Consider the following 18982-nt stretch of genomic DNA (forward strand, 5'->3'; position numbering starts at 1 on the left):
GATAAAATCTTCCGCTTTAACCCTGGTCAGTCATTTAAGCGGTTTGTGACCGCGCGCCAAGCGCCGGGCGCTTGTGAGGGCTGCCAAGGAGGGTTAAGAGGCGGTTAATGGGATTTTTCCCGACCCCTTTGAGGTGATTTGCCGATGCGGCCTTCCGGACGTGAACCCAACCAGATGCGCGCAGTGACGATTGAGCGCAATGTCGCGATGAAGGCGGAAGGGTCGTGCCTGGTCTCGTTCGGCAATACCAAGGTGCTGGTAACGGCATCGGTTGAAACCAGCCTGCCCGGCTGGCTGCGCGGCAAGGGCCAGGGCTGGGTCACCGCCGAATATGGCATGCTGCCCCGCGCCACCGGCAGCCGCACCCGACGCGAAGCCACGGCCGGCAAGCAGTCGGGCCGTACCCAGGAAATCCAGCGCCTGATCGGCCGCTCGCTGCGCGCCATCGTCGACCTGCAGCTTTTGGGTGAAAATCAGATCACCATCGACTGCGACGTGCTCGAGGCCGATGGCGGGACCCGAACCGCCTCGATCACCGGCGCCTATGTCGCGCTGGCCGATGCCATTGCCTGGATGGACGAGCGCAAGCTGACCAAGGGCAAGGCGCTGCGCGACTCGGTCGCTGCGGTCTCCTGCGGCATCTATCGCGGCGCTCCGGTGCTCGATCTCGACTATCTCGAAGACGTCGAAGCCCATACCGACGCCAATTTCGTCATGACCGGCACCGGCAAGTTCGTGGAAATTCAGGGCACCGCCGAACAGGCCCCCTTCAGCCGCGACGAGCTCGATGCGTTGATGGCGCTGGCCGAACAGGGCATTGGCGAGTTGAGCCTGCTGCAACAGACGGCGCTTTCCGCATGAGGTTTCTATTCCGCAATAAACCCGCCGCGCCCCAGCCCGCGTCCCGCCGGCCTGAGGCAGTTCGGCCGACAATTGCAGCCAATTGCGCGCTTTGGCACGATATTGCCCGGGCGCTCGATCAGTCCCAGCGCCCATCCGAACGCAAGACTCGCGGAGGCCAACGATGACCCCATCCTTGCGCCTGCGCGACGGCGACCGGCTGGTTCTGGCCTCGCACAATGCTGGCAAGCTGCGCGAATTCCAGGAACTGTTCGCGCCCTTCGGTCTAGAGATCGTCTCGGCCGGCGAGCTTGACCTGTCTGAGCCCGATGAGACCGGCACCACTTTTGCCGAAAACGCCCGCATCAAGGCGCATGCTGCAGCCTCGGCTTCGGGCATGCTGGCGCTATCGGATGATTCGGGGCTGTGTGTTGATGCACTGGGCGGCAAGCCCGGGGTCTATACGGCCAATTGGGCTGGCCCCGACAAGGACTTCACCCATGGCATGAAGCGGGTCGAAGACGCGCTGCAGGCCGCCAATGCGACGACGCCCGGCCAGCGCCGTGGCTCGTTCAATGCCACGCTTTGCCTCGCCCATCCCGATGGCCGCGACTGGCTGTTCGAGGGCAAGGTCGAGGGCACGCTGGTCTGGCCGCCGCGTGGCGATATCGGTTTCGGTTTCGATCCGGTGTTCATGCCCGATGGCTACGACATTACGTTTGGCCAGATGCCAAGCGCCATGAAACACAGCTGGGCCCCGGGCGAGATGGGCCTTAGCCATCGCGCCCGGGCCTTTGCAAAATTTGTCGAGGGCGCAATTGAGCGGCAATGATCTGTTCGGGGTCTATGTGCATTGGCCCTTCTGTGCCTCCAAATGCCCCTATTGCGATTTCAATTCGCACGTCCATCGCGGTGCGTTCGATGAGGAAAGCTATGTCGAGGCTTATGAGCGAGAGATCGCTCATGCGGCCAGCCTTGCTCCGGGCCGCGTCGTGCAGTCGATCTTTTTCGGCGGTGGTACCCCATCGCTGATGAGCCCCTGGGCGGTCGAGCGCATCATCGACGCCATCGCCAGGCACTGGACGGTGGAGACCCGCGCCGAAATCACGCTGGAGGCCAATCCGACCAGCGTCGAAGTCGAACGCTTCAAGGGTTTCCGTGGCGCCGGGGTCAATCGCGTTTCGCTGGGCGTGCAATCCCTGCGCGAAAAGCCGCTGGCCGAACTTGGGCGCCGCCACTCGGTCGAGGAAGCGGTTGCCGCCGTGCGCATTGCCCAGTCGGTATTCGAGCGCTCGAGCTTTGATCTGATCTATGCCCGCCCGCACCAGACGCTGGAAGACTGGGAAGACGAACTCAAGGAAGCCCTGTGGCTGGCCAAGGGCCATATCTCGCTCTACCAGCTGACCATCGAGCAGGGCACGCGCTATTTCGATCTGCATCAGGCTGGCAAGCTCAAGATGCCGGACGAAGACCTGGCCGCCGATTTCTACGAGATGACGCAGGAACTGACCGCCCAGGCCGGCATGCCCGCCTACGAGATTTCCAACCATGCCCGCCCCGGCCAGGAGAGCCAGCACAACCTGCTCTATTGGCGCTATGGCGAATATGCCGGCATCGGCCCGGGCGCCCATGGCCGCCTGCTGATCAACAACCAGCGCCACGCCACCGCCGCCGAATTGCTGCCCTTCGACTGGCAGAAAAAGGTCGTGGCCCAGGGCCATGGCATGGTGGTGGATGACGTTCTGACCTGGGAAGAACAGGGCGACGAATTCCTCGTCATGGGCCTGCGCCTGCGCGAAGGCATCTCGCCCCAGCGCTTCACTGCCCTCAGCGGTCGCAAGATCAACCAGCGCCAGATCGACGATCTCAAGGGCTATGGCTTTGTCGAGACGCTGCCCAACGGCAATATCCGCGTCACCGATCGCGGCTGGCCGGTCCTGGACGCGGTGGTGGCCGATCTCGCCGCCTGAGCACTGTCGGTTGCCGGGTCCTAATTGACCCCACCCACCACGCTGCCCACGGACTTGATCCGTGGGCCTCTCTCCCCCTGCATGCGCTGCCAATGACCCGCGGATCAAGTCCGCGGGCAGCGCCGTGCGGTGGGGTGAAACTGCACGACGCCAAAAGAACTAGAGCTTGGGTCCGTCGATCACCGTCGTGGTCCCATTGCCGACCTGCTTGATCGCCAGCGCATATTCGCTTTGTCCATTGCCGAGGAAGCGGAACACGCCATCGCGGCCGTTAAAGCCGGCGGCGGCGGTCATCAGGATCTGGTTGTAGCGCGGATTGGCCTTCGAGAGGCTCCCCACATTGGCAAGGATCGTGGCGGTATAGGCGATGGTTGATAGCGCATGCGGTGGCGCGCCAAACCTGGCCTGGTACTCGCCGGTGATCGCCTGCAATCCAGCCGGATCGACGCTGGGATAGATGGCACTGGCCAGCCCGGTCGTCCCAGCGATCCGCGCGTCCCCCTCCCAATCGGCCGACCCGATAATGGTCAGGCCACCGCGGTCGATACCGGCCTGCTCGATCAGCATGCCGAAGCTTGGTGCTGCGTCACGGTCGGGAATGAACAGCGCATCGATGCCACCATTGCGAAGCTGTGGCAGGGCCTGATCGATAATGCTGCGCGCTTCCGCCTGGCTGCTATAGGTGTAGATCGGTCCCGGTGGTAGCCCGATCCTGGCCAGCGCTTGCCGGAAGGCCTTTTCCTGCGCTCGGCCATAGTCGGTGGCCGGGATGATGGCGGCAAAGCCGCGCCGACCCTGACCCACGGCAAAGGCCAGGCTGCGTTTGAGTTCGGCTTCCGGCAACACGCTGAGCAGATAGACTCCTGGCCCCGCCGCCGCCGAATTGTTGGAGAACCCGATCAGCGGCGTGCCCGACGAGCGCGCCACCGATCCGGCTGCCGTCACCTGGTCGGCCTTCAGCGGTCCCAGAATCAGGCTGGCGCCTTCCTGTACCGCGGCGCTGGCGGCCTGCGCCGCCCCGGCCGGGCTGGAACCGGTATCCTTGAGCACGATGGTAATATTCTCGGCAATGGTGGGGCTGACCTCGATAAAGCTGATGGCCAGTTTGGACGCATTGGCCAGCGAACGGCCAACCCCTGCCAGCGCTGGATCGCCACTCAGTGGCAGGAGCAGCGCCACCCGCACCGGACCACGGCCAAAGGTTTCCCCGGCCGCTGTCGGCAATATCGGTGGATTGGTCTGCTGTTGCGGTGGCATGCCCGGCTGGCTATCGCCGGGCCAGGACAGGCGGCGCGAGCCAATGGAAAAGTCACCGGGGGAGCAGGCGGCCAGCGTGAACACCAGCGCCGCGCCAATAGCGCGTCGCCACAGCCACCGGGGCTGGCTCTTGCTGGTCACGGGAAATCCCCCTCGTCTGCCGGTCATTGCCTCAGAGTCGCGCGATCGGGTTAATCAAAGACTAACCGAAACTTAACCGCTCCTATACAAGGAGGGCGTCACTGCTAAAACTGGCAGAGACGAGCAGTCAAAGGGGCATTCATGGACGCGGATACGGGCAAAGCGCCGGGCTATTTCATCGCCGGGCAGAGCTTTGTGGCGCCGCCGCTGGCGCCCGGGCTCTATGTCGTTGCCACCCCGATCGGCAATCTGCGCGACATCACCATTCGTGCGCTGGAGACCCTCGCCGCCGCTTCGGTCGTGCTGTGCGAGGATACGCGGCAGTCCGCCCGCCTGCTCGATCACTATGGCATCAAGGGGCGACGCATTGCCCTGCACGAACACAATGAACGCGCCAAGGCCGACGATATCGTCAATCGCGTCGCCGCCGGACAGGCTATCGCACTGATTTCCGATGCCGGCACCCCGCTGCTCTCGGATCCCGGCTTTCCGCTGATTCGCGCCTTGGCCGAAGCCAACCAGCCGGTCTTTGCCATCCCCGGTGCCTCGGCACTGCTTTCGGCACTGGTGGTGGCGGGTCTCCCCACCGATGCCTTTGCCTTCCATGGCTTCCTGCCACCTAAGGCTGGCGCCCGCGCCAATGCGCTCAAGGCGCTCAAGGATTCACGTGAAACCCTGGTGTTCTACGAAAGTCCGCGCCGGCTCGACGATACGCTTGCCGCCATGGCCGAAGCCTGGGGCGAGCGGCAGGCTGCCGTGGCGCTGGAGCTGACCAAGCGCTATGAGCGTGTGCATCGCGGCACCCTGCCCGAACTGGCTGCCGAATTTGCCGATACCGAAACCAAGGGCGAGGCTGTGATCGTGGTGGCAGGCGCCGCCGAACCAACTGCGCCCGATGCCGCCGACTGGCAGGCGGCACTGCTGTCCGCCATGGCCGATCAGCCATTACGGGCCGCCGTCGATGCAGTCACCGAGCGGTTCGGCCTCAAGCGCAAGGAGGTCTATGATGCCGCCCTCGCCCTCAAAGCCGAAAAGTAAGGCGCGCATCGCCGCTCATCGGGGCGGCCATCGCGGCGAAACACTCGCCGCCTGGTTCCTCCGCCTCAAGCTCTATCGTATCGTTGATCGGCGCTTCAAAACCCCGGTCGGCGAGATCGATCTCATCGCCGAGCGCTTTGGCACCACCATCTTTGTCGAGGTCAAGGCACGCCGCCGGGCCGATAGCGAACTGGCCACGCTGGAGGGCATCAACACATCGCGCATTGCAGGGGCGGCGCAGTATTGGTTGGCCAGGCATCCCGGTCAGACGGAAACGTCATTCCGCTTCGACGTGATTTTCCTTGCACCCTGGACCTGGCCGCGCCATGTCATCAACGCTTTTGACGCCTCCTAAGGACCTGAACATGTCGCTCAAAGTCGCCGTCCAGATGGACCATGTTGACACCATTAATCCGCAGGGCGACTCGACCTTCGCCATGATGCTGGAGGCTCAGGCGCGCGGCCATGCTTTGCTGCATTACACGCCCGACACGCTGGCCCTGCGCGACAATGTGGTGACCGCATTGGCGGCGCCGATCACCGTGATCGATGACAAGCCCAGGGGCGAGCACTTCACCCTGGGCGCAGCGCGGCGAGTGGATCTGTCTACCCAGGACGTGGTGCTGATGCGCCAGGACCCGCCCTTCGACATGAATTACATCACCATCAGCCACCTGCTGGAGCGCATTCATCCCGGGACGCTGGTGGTCAATCCGCCTGCCGAGGTGCGCAATGCGCCCGAAAAAATCCTGGTCACCGAGTTTCCCGAGCTGATGCCGCCAACGCTGATCACCCGTGATCGCGACCTGATTCATGCCTTCCGCAAGGAGCACGGCAATATCATCGTCAAGCCGCTCTACGGCAATGGCGGGGCCGGCGTGTTCTTCATCCAGGAAGGCGATCATAACCTTGTCTCGCTGCTGGAGCTCTTCGAGCAGAACTATCGCGAACCCTTCATGATCCAGAAATACCTGCCGGATGTGCGCAAGGGCGACAAGCGCATCATCATCATCGATGGCGAGCCGGTGGCCGGCCTCAACCGTATCCCCGCCGATGGCGAAGCGCGCTCCAATATGCATGTCGGCGGCCGCCCCGAACTCTCCCCGCTGACCGAGCGCGAGAAGGAAATCTGCGCCACCATCGCCCCGGCGCTGAAGGAACGCGGCATGATATTCGTCGGTATCGACGTCATCGGCGATTATCTGACCGAGATCAACGTCACCTCCCCCACCGGCATTCGCGAGATCAAGCGTTTCGGTGGTCCCGATATCGCCGTGCTCATCTGGAACGCCATCGAAAAGCGCCGCGCCTGATGTACCTTCTGCTGGCGGCGGTCGTGTCGGGGACGGGCTGGTTCCTGTTCCGCCGCTGGCGCAACCGCCAGGCGGCGGACCAGCGCCTCAGCGCCGCCTTCTGGCGCAATTCGCTGGTCGTGCTGCTCGCCTATCTCCTCTATCTGCTGGCGGGTGGCTTTCTCACCCGGCTCATGGCCGGTTTCAACACGTCCGGTCTGGCCAATCTGCTGCTTGTTGGCTTCTACCTGGTCTGGATTGCCTATGGGGCGCTCTGGCTGCTGCGTTTCCTCCCCCATACCGGCCGCAAACCTGCCTGGATCGATGGGTCGCGTTTCTGGCTCGATGTCTTGGGGATCGCTGTCCTGCTCGGCTTCGCGGTGGTCGCGCGCCTCGTTTAGACACCAGACTGTAACCATCCGGCCAGTGTTGCCTTGGTGTTTGACGCCTGCCCGGTTTAACTCGGCCTCGGTTGCAGGGGGGCACGCATGATCTTGCTGAGTATCGCTATTCTCGCATTGGTCGGTGTGGCGATCTGGCGCGTCCGCGCCGATCCGCGCCTGACGCGGAAATTCTGGATCGATGCAGCCTTCGCCACGCTCAATTACGGGCTCTATGCCTTGCTCGGTGCGTTGTTGGTCGTGTTGCTCTGGCAACCTGATGTCCCGGCCTGGCATGGCCTTCTGCTGCTCGGTTTCGTCAGCTGCTGGCTGTTCTATGGCTTTGTCTGGTTGACCCGTGCCGGCCCGCATCTGAACGCTCCACCGGCCTGGCTCGCCCGCCGCGACACCAGGCTCGATACCACCCTGGTCGGTCTGACCTGCGCCTTTGGGCTGGGCGCTCTGGTATTCTAGCGCCGGCAGGACTGGGCAAGCTGCGCAGAAACCTTTAGGTCTAGCTGCCTTATCAGCGGAGCCACCCCATGCCCACCACGACCTTTCTCGTCGCTTTCGCGACCCTGTTCGCCACCGTGGGCGTGGCCGATATCGCTTTCATCTTTGCGGCCCTGACCAAGCGCAACACGGCCAAGGAGCGCTTTGCCTTCGCCACGCGCGGCGTCTTCATCGCCGCAGCCATCCTGCTGCTGTTCGCCGTGCTGGGCAGCGCCATCCTCGAAGTCTTCGGCATCACCATTCCGGCCCTGCGTACAGCCGGCGGCCTGCTGCTCTTCCTCATCGCCATAGACATGGTGTTTGCCCGCCATTCGGGGGGCACCGGCACCACCTCGGAGGAGGAGGTCGAAGCCCGCCAGCGCGAGGATATTGCGGTGTTCCCGCTGGCCATGCCGCTGCTGGCTGGTCCGGGTGCCATCAGCGCAGTGATCCTTTTGACCACTGGCGCCAAGACGGACCTGGAATTCTGGGCGGTCCTTGCCGCCATTGTCGTCATCCTGTTTCTGGCCTGGCTGACGCTGCTGGTCGCCATCCCGATCCAGCGCCTGCTGGGCGTGACCGGATTGGCGGTGGTCTCGCGCGTCGTCGGCATCCTGCTCTCGGCGCTGGCCGTGCAGTTCGTCTTTGATGGCGTCAAGGCCAGCGGCCTTCTGGGCTGAGACAAGCGCGGCCGGTTGTCGCGCCGCCAGCCATTTGACAAGTCGCTCCGCTTTGGCCTTCAATAGGACCATGCGTAGAACTTATTCTGCCTGCTGCCCCCATCACCGGTTGCGCCTGCTCCGAGGCGCGTGACCTGGTTCGGCTACCTGCGTGAGCAAGAGCCGGACCAGGATAAGCACCCTTAACCCCAGATCTAGTTTTCAGCCCGCCTGGCGGGTTGAGCCCGTTGCGCTGTCGCGCGCAACCGGACCCCGTGCGGGACGGTTGCGGCTGCCCAGCGGGTCGAAGGCTCGGAGCCATTCAATGACGTTCAAATATTCGCTCACCATTCCCGCTCTTGGCAGCCACAAGCTCAAGCGTTTCAACCTCTGGGCCGCCGCCAATCTGCCTGGGCTCGCCTATAGCCTGCCGGTCCAGACGCCGATCAAGACCGAAAACATGACCATCCGCCTGCGCAGCGAAGCCGACAAGGCAGCGGTTCTATCGGCGTTCCCCGCCACCCTGCCCTGATCTGTCGCCATGGCGTCGCGGCTGGTGCCGCGACGCTCGTCGTTCTGGTTTGCAATGGAGGCTGTCGAGATGTCTGAACAATCCAAATTCCTGATGACCGACCGGGACTATGCCATTTTGCGGGGTATTTCCCTGCATCGTCCGACCGGCCAGCGCGGCTATTACGCGCTATTGCGCCACAAGCTCACCGCAGCCGTCATTGTGCCGCCCGATGACCTCGATCCCGATGTGGTCACCATGAACTCCATGGTGCGCTACCGGCTCAGTGAGGGGCGCCCGCTCGAGCATCGCCTGGTCATCGGCCCGGCGCGCGAGGTCATTGGCCAGACCGTATCGCTGCGCTCGATCCATGGCCTGGCGCTGCTCGGCATGCGCGATGACCAGGCATTCGAATTCGTGCTGGACGACATGCCGCTGGCCAGCGTGCGGGTCGAAACGGTGATGTTTCAGCCTGAGGCCGACGCAGAGATCGTCGCCCAGGGCCGGGCGCGCTCCGGCGCGGCGCTGTTCTGACGAGTCCAAAAAAAAACGGTCGGCGCCAAGGCCGACCGTCACTCTGTTCCGGTGACCGAAGTCACTTCTTGCCGGTATTGCCGGCGCTGCCGCTGCCCAGACCAGTGACGGGCTTGGCGGCCACGACCTTGTCTTTCTTCGGCTTCTTGGCTTCCTTGTTGCTCTTCATCTGACCCTTGGCCATCTCAATCTCCTCAAAGGGGCGCGGCCGCCCGAATATGACAGGGGTGACGCTATGCCGGGCGCGAATCGCTGGCAAGGGCTCCCGTCATCGGCGCACCGGCCATTTCACCAGCCATCGTTTGCAGTGCGCAAACAACGGGATTACCGCTGGTTTCGTTGCATCCGGCGCCGGCGCGTTATTTCGCCGATTGGCAGCGCCCGGTCGGCCCCAGGCTGGCAATGGCGCGCGGATCGCAACCGGTCAGCAGGAACTGGATCCACTCGTTCTGGCCGCCATAAAAGGCATTGCGATCCACCTCGCCGCGTACGCCGCGCACCACGCCGGTCTGCGTCCACTGCCAGAAGGTCCAGACGCGGTTACCATAGCGCTGATGCGGCTCTGCGGCGGTCGAGCGCAGCCAGAATGCATTGGGGAAATATTCGCCGTCCAGCACGTCGCGATGGAAGTTCATGTCGGTATAGATGATCGGCAGCTTGCCGGTATGGCGCTCCATGGCCTCGAGCATGACGCGGATCTTTTCGAGCGCGTCGGCGCGGTTCGGCTTGGTCTTGCAGCTCGAATGGTTGTTCCACTCCAGATCAAGCACCGGCGGCAGCGCATCGGGGTCGTTCGGCACATTCTGCACGAACCAGGCGGCCTGTTCGGACGCCAGCGAGCACCAGGTCATGAAGTGATAGGCGCCGCGCGGCATGCCGGCGTCGCGCGCCCGTACCCAGTTCACCCGGAAATTGGGGTCGAGATAGTCCTTGCCCTCGGTGGCCTTCATGAACACGAAGTGGGTGCCAGCGGCAAAGGCGGCCCGGAAATCGACATTCTCCTGATAGCGCGCCACGTCGATCCCCTGGATCGGCATGCCGCGAGCCCGGTCGACGCCGGAATGCGGGCGGTTATCACCATGGATCGGGCCATAAAGCCCGCCCCCGCTGGCGCAGGCCGCAAGCACCACCACCAGCGCAGCAGTCGCGGCACCCTTGAACATCGACGACAGGCGGGGCGCAGACCAGGCAGCAAGCATGGGCGGGAACACTCGAATACGAACAATACTGAGCCTTTGAATCAACACGGCGCGGTTAATCAAAGCTTGCGTTAACCAGTATGGTCAGCGGCATGGTTAATGCGCCCGAATTTGTTCGCCAAACGTTCTTGTTCGCGGCTTTGGGCTCTGCTAGCCTCACCGCACTTGTGGGGGCAAGACGCATGGTAACCCGGGTCCAGACCGTCGCGTTTCAGGGCATTGAGGCGGTGCCTGTCGATGTGCAGGTGCAGATTGCGCCCGGCCTGCCGGCCTTCATCATGGTTGGCCTGCCCGACAAGGCCGTCAAGGAAAGCGGCGAACGAGTCCGCGCCGCGCTGGTGGCCTCCGGCCTCGGCCTGCCGCCCAAGCGGATTACCGTCAATCTCGCGCCCGCCGATCTGCCCAAGGAGGGTAGTCACTATGATCTGCCCATCGCGCTGGGCCTGATGGCAGCTATTGGCGCCATCCCTCAGGATGCGCTCGATGGCTATCTGGTGCTGGGCGAATTGGGGCTCGATGGACGCATGGCCGCGGTGGCCGGCACCCTGCCCGCCGCCATCGCCGCTCTGGGACGCGGTCTCGGCATCATCTGCCCCGCCCCCTGCGGCCCCGAAGCAGCCTGGGCCGGCGATGAGCTCGATATCGTCGCTGTCGATAGTCTTCTGGCCCTGGTCAATCACCTGACTGGCCACCAGCTTGGCGCGCGGCCCCTGCCCAAGCGCTGGATGCCCAGCACCAATCTGCCTGATCTCAGCGAGGTGCGGGGCCAGCAGGTGGCGCGGCGTGCTTTGGAAGTGGCGGCGGCCGGCGGCCATAATATGCTGATGATCGGCCCGCCCGGCGCCGGAAAATCCATGCTGGCGGCCCGACTGCCCTCCATCCTGCCGCCGCTCAACGCGCGTGAATTGCTCGACGTTTCGATGATCCAGTCGATTGCCGGCGAACTGGCGGGGGGCGCGATCTCCGACCGACGGCCCTTCCGCGCGCCGCACCATTCTGCATCGATGGCGGCTCTGGTCGGCGGAGGCCTGCGGGTGCGGCCCGGGGAGGTCAGCCTCGCCCATAATGGCGTGCTGTTTCTCGATGAACTGCCCGAATTTGCGCCTCAGGTGCTCGATAGCTTGCGGCAACCGCTCGAAAGCGGCGAGACGGTCATTGCCCGCGCCAATGCGCGGGTGAGTTACCCCTCGCGCGTGCAGCTGATTGCGGCGATGAATCCCTGCAAATGCGGTATGGCGGGATCTCCCGGCCATACCTGCAAGCGCGGCGCGGCCTGCGCCAGCGACTATCAGGGTCGGGTTTCCGGCCCATTCCTCGATCGCATTGATATCCGCATCGACGTCCCTGCGGTCAGCGCCGCCGACATGATCGCCCCCTCCGGCGAGGCCGAGCCATCTGCGGCCGTGGCGGCGCGCGTTCATGCGGCCCGCGAACGGCAGCGCGAACGCTATGCCGCCCATGGCGCCGCGGGCGTTTTCACCAATGCGGCCGCAGGCGCCAGCCTGATCGAAAGCGTGGTCAATCCCGACCGTGAAAGCCAGGCTTTGTTGTTGCAGGCGGCCGAGCGCTTCAATCTGTCCGCCCGCGCCTATCATCGCGTGCTCAAGGTCGCGCGCACACTTGCCGATCTGGCCGGAAGCGACAAGGTTGCCCGCCCCCACATTGCCGAAGCCCTCAGTTACCGCCTCAATCTGGCGCTCGGCTGATGGCGCATCGAATCTCCGCCGGCGCCTTGGTCATACATGAGGACAAGATTCTGCTGGTGCATCACCAGCGTCCCGGCATTCACGATTTCTGGGTGGCGCCCGGCGGTGGGGTCGAAGGCAGCGAGACGCTCGAACAGGCGGCAGCCCGCGAGGTGCTGGAGGAAACCGGGCTCACGGTGAACATCATCAGGCCCGCCTATATTGACGAGCTCTGGAACACGACCGATCGCGGCGTAAAGTTCTGGTTCCTCGCCAGCCTTGGCGGCGGCAGTCTCAGCGTTTCGGCCAATCCTGCCGGCAATGAATCCATTGTCGGCGCCGGCTGGTTTGGTCGTGATCAACTTCCGCAGGGCAAGGTGTTCCCCGATCCCCTGCGCCACCGCTTCTGGAGCGACCTGCGCCTGGGCTTTCCAAACCCGATCAAGCTGCCGCTGCACCGGATCGCCGACTAGGCCCTGTGCATAAGCCTGTGGACAAGTGTTTCACGTGAATCCACCTAGCGGATGCTGGCATAGCCCCCCGGCACGCCCTTTGGCGACAGCACCACCTGCCACAGCCCGATATGGCGGGCCCGGAACAAAGCCGCGAAGACGTTGAGATAATAGCGCCACATCCGGTAGAAGCGTGGCCCGTAACTGGCTTCAAGCTGTGGCCAGGCGGCGACGAAATTGGCGTGCCAGGCCATCAACGTCCTGTCGTAATCGGCACCGAAATTGTGCCAGTCCTCCATCACGAACAGCTTTTCCGTCGCCGTGCCGATCTGGGCGATCGAGGGCAGCATGCCATTGGGAAAGATGTACTTTTCGCTCCACGGGTCGCCATGCGTGGTGGTCTGATTGCCGCCAATCGTGTGCAGCAGCATCAGCCCGTCTTCGACCAGCAGCGCGCGCGCCTTGGCGAAGTAGGCGTGGTAATTCTTGTAACCAACATGCTCGAACATCCCGATCGAGATGATGCGGTCGAACTGGCCATCGAGCTCCAGATAGTCCATCAGCCGCGTTTCGACGGGCAGTCCCGCGGTGCGCGCATTGGCCAGCGCCGCCTGTTCCTTGGAAATGGTGATCCCCACGCCGGATACGCCATAGCGTTCGGCCGCGAATTGCAAGAAGCCGCCCCAGCCGGAGCCGATATCGAGGATGCGCATGCCCGGCTGCAACCCGACCTTGCGGCAGATCAGATCGAGCTTGGCCTCCTGCGCCGCGTCCAGCGTCGTCGCGTCCTTCCAATAGCCGCAGGAATAGATCATCCGCTTGTCGAGCATGGCCGCGTAGAGGTCGTTGCCGATGTCGTAATGCCTCTCGCCGACCTCGCGCACATGCAGCCGCTGCAGATTGAGCAGCTTGCTGCGCAGAACGCTGCCGATCAGCGCCAGATCCCGGGGAAATTGGTCCTGGATCGAAGCATTGATCAGCTTGAACAGGAAGAGGTCGAGCGCCTCGGCGTCCCACCAGCCGTCCATATAGCTTTCGCCCAGGCCCAAAGTGCCCTGGCTGAGCACGCGCCCATAAAGCGCCTCATTGTGAACCTGCAAGTCCCAGGATCGCGATCCGCCGATTGCGACATCGGCACGCTGCAGCTGGGTTTCAATGAAATTCCTGGCAGTGCTGGACATGACAAGCCCCGGAGGTTGGCCGCACATTCATGAAATTTAGCCCCATCGCCATTTAATGATCAGTGCCAGATTTCGTTGCATGGTCGCCGCGCTGCCGCGCAAGCCCGCGTTAATGCCATTTCCGCTAGGGTCGGCGCGGCATGAGGGCGAGATGAAAATGGCACGCGAAACCGGCGAACTGGTCGATTGGAATGATGACCGCGGCTATGGCTTTGCGCTCTCGGATCGCGGCGAGCGCTACTTCGTCCATATCAAGTCGATCGATCGCATGGCCACACGCCCCCGCGTCGGTGACCGCCTGAGTTTCACACTTGGCGTCGGCCGCGATGGGCGCCCGGCAGCCGTCAACGTCAAGATCCTGGGTGCCAATCCATTGCCGAGCCGCGCCGCGCGCCAGCGCGGCAATCCAGCGCCAGCGCGCCAACGCGCATTCGGCTGGCGCCTCGCCACGGCCGGTGCGTTGGTCGCGCTGCTGCTGGTCGCACTGCTACTCGGCCATGCTCCGCTCTGGCTTGGCCTTGCCTATCTCATCATGGGCATTATCTCGGCCTGCCTCTACGCCGCCGACAAGCGTTACGCCGAAACCGGCCAATGGCGCATCAGCGAAGCCATGCTGCTGGGCACGGACCTTTGTTTCGGCATTGTCGGCGGTCTCCTGGCCCAGCAGGTGTTCCGCCACAAAACCGCCAAGCAATCCTATATCGGCAGCACCATGCTGCTGTGTCTGCTCCACATCCTGTGGCTGGGCGGCCTTGCCGGCGGCTGGATCGAGCCCGCTGCAGTGACGGATTTGGCGTCAGACTTCCTGCGCTAGCGCGGATACTGCCCGCCCCGCCCCCACCGCTGCCCGTGGACTTGATCCGTGGGCCATCTCAATCCGGCACAGGTGACGAGCGATCCCCGGGCCAAGCCCGGGGATCGCCTTTGGGTGGAAAGAGCGGCAAAACCTCAATGAAACTGCGCCGTCTCCGTCGAGGCGCCCATCGCCGTCGTGGCACTGCGACCTTCGCTGACCGCCAGCGCCACTGCATCGAAATAGGATGTGCCCACCTCCCGCTGATGCCGCGTCGCCGAGAATCCATGCGCCTCGGCGGCAAATTCGGCTTGCTGCAGCTTGGAATAGGCCGCCATGCCATCCCGGGCATAGGCGCGCGCCAGCTCGAACGTGGTGAGGCTGAGATTATGGAAGCCCGCCAGCGTGATGAACTGGTATTTGTAGCCCATGGCGCCCAGCTCGCGCTGGAACACCGCCATCGCCGCCTCGTCCATATGCTTGGCCCAGTTGAACGAGGGCGAGCAATTATAGGCCAGCATCTGTTCGGGATGCGCCTTGCGCACCGCCTCGGCAAATTTGCGCGCCTCGCCCAGATCGGGCTTTGAGGTCTCGCACCAGATCAGGTCGGCATAGGGCGCATAGGCAATGCCCCGGGCAATGGCCGCGTCGATCCCGCCCTGCAGCTGATAAAACCCCTCCTGCGTCCGCTCGCCGGTGACGAAGGGCGCATCATAATCATCGATATCCGAGGTGATCAGCCGCGCCGCCTCGGCATCGGTTCGTGCCATGATCAGTGTCGGCACGCCCATGACGTCGCTGGCCAGCCGTGCCGCATTGAGGGTGCGAATGAACTGGCTGGTCGGCACCAGCACCTTGCCACCCAGATGCCCGCACTTCTTCTCGCTCGCCAGCTGGTCCTCGAAATGCACCGCCGCAGCGCCCGCCTCGATCATCGCCTTCATCAGTTCGAACACGTTCAGCGCCCCGCCAAACCCGGCCTCGGCATCGGCAATGATCGGGACAAAGAAGTCGAAATCGGTGGTGGCAATGCCGTCTTCCTGCTCCATGGTCTGGATCTGGTCGGCCCGCTGCAGCGCCTTGTTGATGCGCTTGACCACCGCCGGCACGCTATCGACCGGATAAAGGCTCTGGTCGGGATACATATTGCCCGAACTATTGGCGTCAGCCGCCACCTGCCAGCCGCTGAGATAGATCGCCTTGAGCCCCGCCTTGACCTGCTGCACGGCCTGGTTGCCGGTAAAGGTGCCCAGCGTCGGCACAAAATCCTGGCTATGCAGCAATTCCCAGAGCTTTTGCGCGCCGTTTTCGGCCAGAGAATGCCGGATCGGCAGTGACCCGCTCAATCGGCTGACCTCGGCCGGGCTATAGGTGCGGGCAATATTGCGCCAGCGATCCGGCGCCCAGGCTGGGGCTGCGAACGTCTGTGATGGTTGTGGTTTGTCGAGCATTTTGTCTCCTCCTCGGGACATGGCTTCGCCGGTCCGTTGGAACGGCTGAATTGGTGATTCACGTGGAACAAGTTGGTGTTCGGCGCCGTTCGGCCGCCTCACTGGCCTCACCTCCCCCCTAAAAAGGGGGAGGCCGGGAGGGGTGTCGGGACCCCCGACCCTGGGCCTTAGGCTATCCCATGACCGTCCGCGAAAACGTCGCCGCGATCATGCCATTGCCGGAGAACAGCTCCGTCGTGCCATCGCCACCGACCAGCGAAAACTGGTGGCGGCCGATCTTGCCGGCAATGCTGTAGCCCTGTGCGCCAAGGCCGCGGGCGCTGAATTCGGCCATGGCGGCATTGGCCGTGGCGGCGATGATGGTCAGATATTCCTGCCGTTCTGAGGTCTGCGGGCTCATCCGAAAGTCTCCTTCTCCTGGTGCTGTAAAGATTTGACAAATGAGGGAAGAAGGCAAGAAATAAGCATGAAACCGCCAGTAAAGCTGTAAATCGGCGGTCAATCGACCGCGCCGGAATTGTAAAGCTTGTAAAAGAACGGCGTTGAGGAGGAGCAATGAGCGACACTCAAGACACCCAGATCGGTGGCCGCATTCGCCGTCTGCGGCGCCAGAAGCAGTTGCCGCAGGCCGATCTGGCCCAGGCTTTGGGCATTTCGGCCAGCTACCTCAATCTGATTGAGCACAACCGGCGCAAGGTCACGGTGCCGCTGCTGTTCTCCATTGCCGGCTATTTCGGCGTCGAGCCGGGCGAACTGGTCGATAGCGATGAGGGGCGTTTGGTGGGGGATCTGATGGAGGCCTTTGGCGATGATCTGTTCGCCGATAGCGACCTGACCAATCTGGAAATTCGCGACCTGGCCCAGACCAACCCGGCGGCGGCCCGCGCCATGCTCAAGCTTTATGATCGCTATCGCCTTGTCGCCCCGTCCGGCCCCGTCGCCGATGCTCCCGAAATACCCAGCCATTTCCACTACGCCACCGATGCGATCTCCGATTTTTTGCAGGACAAAGCCAACCACTTCCCCAGCATCGAAACATCAGCCGAGCGCATCCGCACCGATGTCGATAATTCCGGCGATAATTTCGACTATGGCCTGCGCACCTACCTGTTCAACGTCTTCGGCATTGAGGTGCGCCTGGCCTCGCTTCCCCAGGGCATTGCGCGCCAGTTCGACCGCAGCCGCAATCATCTGTTGATCTCCGATATCCTGCCGGCCGAGTCGGCCCTGTTCCTCGTCGCTCACCAGCTCGGGCAATTGGCGGCCGGGGCAGAAATCGACGCGGTCATCGCCGATGCCGATCTGCCCGAGGGCGACGCGCCGTTGCTGGCCAAGAACGTGCTCTCGGCTTATTTCGCCGCCGCGCTGGTCATGCCCTATGCGCCGTTTCTGCGGGCGTGCCGGGACTATCGCTACGATATCGAGCGGCTGGGGCGGCGTTTCGGGTGTAGTTTCGAGCAGGTCTGCCACCGCATGACCACGCTGCAGCGCAAGGGTGCCCAAGGCATTCCTCTGCATCTGATCCGCACCGACATTGCCGGCAATATCTCCAAGCGCTTCTCACTCTCGGGTATTCATATCCCGCGTCATTCCGGTGCCTGCCCACGCTGGAATGTCTATTCGGCGTTCCTGAGCCCCGAGCGCATCAATATCCAGCTCTCGGAAATGCCCGATGGCAGCCGCTATTTCTGCATCGCCCGCACCATCGCCAAGGGCGCTCACCGCTACAACGCGCCACAACGCCATGTCTCCATCGGGCTGGGCTGTTCGATCCTGCATGCCCGCGAGATGATCTATTCCGACGGCATCGATCTCGGCAGCGACAATCAGGTCACGCCGATTGGCGTCGGCTGTCGCATCTGTCCGCGCCTGGAATGCGGCCAGCGGGCGCATCCGCCGGCCGATCACCGCTTCCGGCTGGACGACAATGTTCGCCCGGAAAGCCTCTATGCCCGCATGGTATGAACGCCATTATCGCGGCCTGCCTGGGCGAATGGTCGCCAGGATCGGCGACCTCGCTATTGGCCATGACAAGAGGCGGCTCTCCCCGTTCAGGCGATCTCGAACTCGCACCAGTGATGATAGGCGCGGTCCGGCGCATAGATCACCGACGGGAAGTGCGGATTGTGCACAGCATCGGCAAAGGCCTGGTCTTCAAGGCATAGCCCCGCATAGCGGCCATACCGCTTACCACCCAGGCCGGGCACAGCGATATTGGTCGAAACACTGTTATAGACCTGAACGCCCGGCCGGTCGCTCCACAGCCTGAGCGTCAACGCCCCATCGGGGCCTCGCACCGTAGCGATTGGGTCTGCATGGCTGCGGCCGGTATCGAGAACCAGGTTGATGTCATAGTCGACCGGCTTGCCGGCGCCATCGCGCAGGGTGCGGCCTGCCCGGAGATCGTACTGCGTGCCTCTGGATGGCAGGATGGCCCCCGACGGCGCGAGGTCGGCGCCCGGCTCGGTATAGGCGCTGGAATTGACCTGCACATGGTGATCGAGCACGTCATTGCCAGTGCCCAGGTTGAAATACTGGTGCTGCACCAGGCTGATCGGCGTCGGCTGGTCCGTGGTCGCGTTCAGCTCCAGCCGCAGGCGGTTGCCGCGCAGGCTGTAGGTGGCCGAAAAATTGACATTGCCCGGATAGCCCATCGCTCCGTCCGGGCTGAAATGGGTGAAGCGCACGGCGGTATTGGCTGTGTCGGTTTGCCCATCCCAGACCTGACGCCCCAGTCCCTCGGGCCCCCCATGCAGGTGCAACGTGCCGATATTGGCCGGCAGCGTGTAGTGTTTGCCATTGAGGTCGAACGAGGCATCCTTGATGCGGTTGGCGACGCGCCCGGCGAGCGAACCGAAATGCGGGCTATGGGCGGGATAGGCGGCAAAATCCTCGAACCCCAGGACGACCGAACGATGGCCGCCGGCGACAGGCACCTTCCAGTCGCGGACCGCCACGCCATAACCGATGATATCGACCACCGCGCCCGTGTCGCTGGTCAGCCGGAACTGATCGACGCGTTTGCCATTGTGATCGCCGAATGCGGAAACTTCGATTGCCATGATTGCCCCTCTTTACGCCAAAGCTCTAGGGAGTTTTTGCGTGGC

22 protein-coding genes are annotated in these 18982 nt (G+C 63.4%); 15 read left to right on the forward strand and 7 right to left on the reverse strand.

Annotation, left to right across the window (positions count from 1 at the left end):
* Positions 1-144: 144 nt before the first annotated feature.
* The 3 genes from rph (at position 145) to hemW (ending at position 2810) form a co-directional block, all read left to right on the forward strand.
* The gene (gene rph / locus BUA69_RS09950; RefSeq protein ID WP_046137205.1) at positions 145-861 is read left to right on the forward strand and encodes a ribonuclease PH; all 717 of its coding nucleotides are present in this window, start codon (positions 145-147) and stop codon (positions 859-861) included.
* A 163-nt stretch (positions 862-1024) separates the two neighbouring features.
* Positions 1025-1672: a non-canonical purine NTP pyrophosphatase gene (locus tag BUA69_RS09955; protein WP_046137204.1), complete on the forward strand. Its 648-nt coding sequence runs from the start codon at positions 1025-1027 to the stop codon at positions 1670-1672.
* Entirely contained in the window at positions 1659-2810 is a 1152-nt protein-coding gene (gene hemW, locus BUA69_RS09960; RefSeq protein WP_082094004.1) for a radical SAM family heme chaperone HemW, read from the forward strand. Before BUA69_RS09955 ends, hemW begins: the two co-directional genes overlap by 14 nt.
* Before the next feature lie 159 nt (positions 2811-2969).
* Here hemW and BUA69_RS09965 read toward each other — a convergent pair whose 3' ends face one another.
* On the reverse strand, positions 2970-4208 hold the full coding sequence (locus tag BUA69_RS09965; RefSeq protein WP_052950800.1) for a penicillin-binding protein activator: 1239 nt from the start codon (positions 4206-4208) through the stop codon (positions 2970-2972).
* A 141-nt stretch (positions 4209-4349) separates the two neighbouring features.
* On the opposite strand from BUA69_RS09965, the gene rsmI reads away from it, so the two are divergent.
* From rsmI to BUA69_RS10005, 8 genes are all read left to right on the forward strand, one after another.
* Positions 4350-5246, forward strand: a complete 897-nt coding sequence (gene rsmI, locus BUA69_RS09970) for a 16S rRNA (cytidine(1402)-2'-O)-methyltransferase (RefSeq protein WP_046137202.1) — start codon at positions 4350-4352, stop codon at positions 5244-5246.
* Positions 5215-5601 carry a YraN family protein gene (locus tag BUA69_RS09975; RefSeq protein WP_052950799.1) on the forward strand — a complete coding sequence of 129 codons (387 nt, stop codon included), beginning with the start codon at positions 5215-5217 and terminating at the stop codon, positions 5599-5601. The genes rsmI and BUA69_RS09975 overlap by 32 nt, the downstream gene beginning before the upstream one ends.
* Before the next feature lie 10 nt (positions 5602-5611).
* Positions 5612-6559 carry a glutathione synthase gene (gshB, locus tag BUA69_RS09980; RefSeq protein ID WP_046137200.1) on the forward strand — a complete coding sequence of 316 codons (948 nt, stop codon included), beginning with the start codon at positions 5612-5614 and terminating at the stop codon, positions 6557-6559.
* Positions 6559-6939: a hypothetical protein gene (locus BUA69_RS09985; RefSeq protein ID WP_046137199.1), complete on the forward strand. Its 381-nt coding sequence runs from the start codon at positions 6559-6561 to the stop codon at positions 6937-6939. The genes gshB and BUA69_RS09985 overlap by 1 nt, the downstream gene beginning before the upstream one ends.
* An 87-nt stretch (positions 6940-7026) precedes the next feature.
* A complete protein-coding gene (locus tag BUA69_RS09990; RefSeq protein WP_046137198.1) occupies positions 7027-7392 on the forward strand; it encodes a hypothetical protein in 366 nt (121 codons plus the stop codon).
* A 68-nt stretch (positions 7393-7460) separates the two neighbouring features.
* Positions 7461-8090 carry a MarC family protein gene (locus tag BUA69_RS09995; protein ID WP_046137197.1) on the forward strand — a complete coding sequence of 210 codons (630 nt, stop codon included), beginning with the start codon at positions 7461-7463 and terminating at the stop codon, positions 8088-8090.
* 304 nt (positions 8091-8394) lie between these two features.
* Positions 8395-8601, forward strand: coding sequence for a hypothetical protein (locus BUA69_RS10000; RefSeq protein ID WP_046137196.1), 207 nt, complete (start codon positions 8395-8397; stop codon positions 8599-8601).
* Between the two features lie 69 nt (positions 8602-8670).
* Positions 8671-9114 carry a GreA/GreB family elongation factor gene (locus BUA69_RS10005; RefSeq protein WP_143154481.1) on the forward strand — a complete coding sequence of 148 codons (444 nt, stop codon included), beginning with the start codon at positions 8671-8673 and terminating at the stop codon, positions 9112-9114.
* Between the two features lie 61 nt (positions 9115-9175).
* Here the strand turns inward: BUA69_RS10005 and BUA69_RS21430 are convergent, their stop codons facing one another.
* Both BUA69_RS21430 and BUA69_RS10010 read right to left on the reverse strand, forming a co-directional pair.
* Positions 9176-9298 carry a hypothetical protein gene (locus BUA69_RS21430; RefSeq protein WP_280136822.1) on the reverse strand — a complete coding sequence of 41 codons (123 nt, stop codon included), beginning with the start codon at positions 9296-9298 and terminating at the stop codon, positions 9176-9178.
* Positions 9299-9473: 175 nt separating this feature from the next.
* Positions 9474-10313, reverse strand: coding sequence for a glycoside hydrolase family 25 protein (locus BUA69_RS10010; protein WP_052950798.1), 840 nt, complete (start codon positions 10311-10313; stop codon positions 9474-9476).
* A gap of 182 nt (positions 10314-10495) precedes the next feature.
* Between BUA69_RS10010 and BUA69_RS10015 the strand changes: the two genes are divergently transcribed.
* Positions 10496-12019 carry a YifB family Mg chelatase-like AAA ATPase gene (locus BUA69_RS10015; protein WP_046137194.1) on the forward strand — a complete coding sequence of 508 codons (1524 nt, stop codon included), beginning with the start codon at positions 10496-10498 and terminating at the stop codon, positions 12017-12019.
* On the forward strand, positions 12019-12471 hold the full coding sequence (locus tag BUA69_RS21235) for an NUDIX domain-containing protein (RefSeq protein ID WP_046137193.1): 453 nt from the start codon (positions 12019-12021) through the stop codon (positions 12469-12471). The genes BUA69_RS10015 and BUA69_RS21235 overlap by 1 nt, the downstream gene beginning before the upstream one ends.
* A gap of 44 nt (positions 12472-12515) precedes the next feature.
* On the opposite strand, the gene cfa is transcribed toward BUA69_RS21235, so the two are convergent.
* Positions 12516-13631: a cyclopropane fatty acyl phospholipid synthase gene (cfa, locus tag BUA69_RS10025; RefSeq protein ID WP_046137192.1), complete on the reverse strand. Its 1116-nt coding sequence runs from the start codon at positions 13629-13631 to the stop codon at positions 12516-12518.
* 157 nt (positions 13632-13788) lie between these two features.
* Here cfa and BUA69_RS10030 point away from each other — a divergent pair, with 157 nt between their 5' ends.
* Complete coding sequence (locus BUA69_RS10030) at positions 13789-14445, forward strand: DUF1294 domain-containing protein (RefSeq protein WP_178371399.1); 657 nt, start codon at positions 13789-13791, stop codon at positions 14443-14445.
* 134 nt (positions 14446-14579) lie between these two features.
* On the opposite strand, the gene aceA is transcribed toward BUA69_RS10030, so the two are convergent.
* Both aceA and BUA69_RS10040 read right to left on the reverse strand, forming a co-directional pair.
* Positions 14580-15875 (reverse strand): isocitrate lyase, encoded by a 1296-nt coding sequence (aceA, locus tag BUA69_RS10035; RefSeq protein WP_046137190.1) that lies wholly within the window; start codon positions 15873-15875, stop codon positions 14580-14582.
* Between the two features lie 172 nt (positions 15876-16047).
* A complete protein-coding gene (locus tag BUA69_RS10040; protein WP_046137189.1) occupies positions 16048-16275 on the reverse strand; it encodes a hypothetical protein in 228 nt (75 codons plus the stop codon).
* A 155-nt stretch (positions 16276-16430) separates the two neighbouring features.
* Between BUA69_RS10040 and BUA69_RS10045 the strand changes: the two genes are divergently transcribed.
* Entirely contained in the window at positions 16431-17840 is a 1410-nt protein-coding gene (locus tag BUA69_RS10045) for a helix-turn-helix domain-containing protein (RefSeq protein WP_046137188.1), read from the forward strand.
* Positions 17841-17926: 86 nt separating this feature from the next.
* Here the strand turns inward: BUA69_RS10045 and BUA69_RS10050 are convergent, their stop codons facing one another.
* Positions 17927-18937 carry an aldose epimerase family protein gene (locus tag BUA69_RS10050; RefSeq protein WP_046137187.1) on the reverse strand — a complete coding sequence of 337 codons (1011 nt, stop codon included), beginning with the start codon at positions 18935-18937 and terminating at the stop codon, positions 17927-17929.
* Positions 18938-18982 lie beyond the last annotated feature (45 nt).

The sequence above is a fragment of the Devosia limi DSM 17137 genome (assembly GCF_900128975.1).
Taxonomy (GTDB): Bacteria; Pseudomonadota; Alphaproteobacteria; order Rhizobiales; family Devosiaceae; genus Devosia; species Devosia limi.

Coding starts and splice junctions, on each gene's coding strand:
- BUA69_RS10010 (WP_052950798.1), bottom strand. CDS start 10,313: ATGCTTGCTGCCTGGTCTGCGCCCCGCCTGTCGTCGATGTTCAAGGGT.
- gshB (WP_046137200.1), top strand. CDS start 5,612: ATGTCGCTCAAAGTCGCCGTCCAGATGGACCATGTTGACACCATTAAT.
- BUA69_RS09990 (WP_046137198.1), top strand. CDS start 7,027: ATGATCTTGCTGAGTATCGCTATTCTCGCATTGGTCGGTGTGGCGATC.
- BUA69_RS09985 (WP_046137199.1), top strand. CDS start 6,559: ATGTACCTTCTGCTGGCGGCGGTCGTGTCGGGGACGGGCTGGTTCCTG.
- BUA69_RS21430 (WP_280136822.1), bottom strand. CDS start 9,298: ATGGCCAAGGGTCAGATGAAGAGCAACAAGGAAGCCAAGAAGCCGAAG.
- cfa (WP_046137192.1), bottom strand. CDS start 13,631: ATGTCCAGCACTGCCAGGAATTTCATTGAAACCCAGCTGCAGCGTGCC.
- BUA69_RS10050 (WP_046137187.1), bottom strand. CDS start 18,937: ATGGCAATCGAAGTTTCCGCATTCGGCGATCACAATGGCAAACGCGTC.
- BUA69_RS09955 (WP_046137204.1), top strand. CDS start 1,025: ATGACCCCATCCTTGCGCCTGCGCGACGGCGACCGGCTGGTTCTGGCC.
- rsmI (WP_046137202.1), top strand. CDS start 4,350: ATGGACGCGGATACGGGCAAAGCGCCGGGCTATTTCATCGCCGGGCAG.
- rph (WP_046137205.1), top strand. CDS start 145: ATGCGGCCTTCCGGACGTGAACCCAACCAGATGCGCGCAGTGACGATT.
- BUA69_RS10030 (WP_178371399.1), top strand. CDS start 13,789: ATGGCACGCGAAACCGGCGAACTGGTCGATTGGAATGATGACCGCGGC.
- BUA69_RS21235 (WP_046137193.1), top strand. CDS start 12,019: ATGGCGCATCGAATCTCCGCCGGCGCCTTGGTCATACATGAGGACAAG.
- aceA (WP_046137190.1), bottom strand. CDS start 15,875: ATGCTCGACAAACCACAACCATCACAGACGTTCGCAGCCCCAGCCTGG.
- BUA69_RS09995 (WP_046137197.1), top strand. CDS start 7,461: ATGCCCACCACGACCTTTCTCGTCGCTTTCGCGACCCTGTTCGCCACC.
- BUA69_RS10005 (WP_143154481.1), top strand. CDS start 8,671: ATGTCTGAACAATCCAAATTCCTGATGACCGACCGGGACTATGCCATT.
- BUA69_RS10040 (WP_046137189.1), bottom strand. CDS start 16,275: ATGAGCCCGCAGACCTCAGAACGGCAGGAATATCTGACCATCATCGCC.
- BUA69_RS10045 (WP_046137188.1), top strand. CDS start 16,431: ATGAGCGACACTCAAGACACCCAGATCGGTGGCCGCATTCGCCGTCTG.
- BUA69_RS10000 (WP_046137196.1), top strand. CDS start 8,395: ATGACGTTCAAATATTCGCTCACCATTCCCGCTCTTGGCAGCCACAAG.
- BUA69_RS09975 (WP_052950799.1), top strand. CDS start 5,215: ATGCCGCCCTCGCCCTCAAAGCCGAAAAGTAAGGCGCGCATCGCCGCT.
- BUA69_RS10015 (WP_046137194.1), top strand. CDS start 10,496: ATGGTAACCCGGGTCCAGACCGTCGCGTTTCAGGGCATTGAGGCGGTG.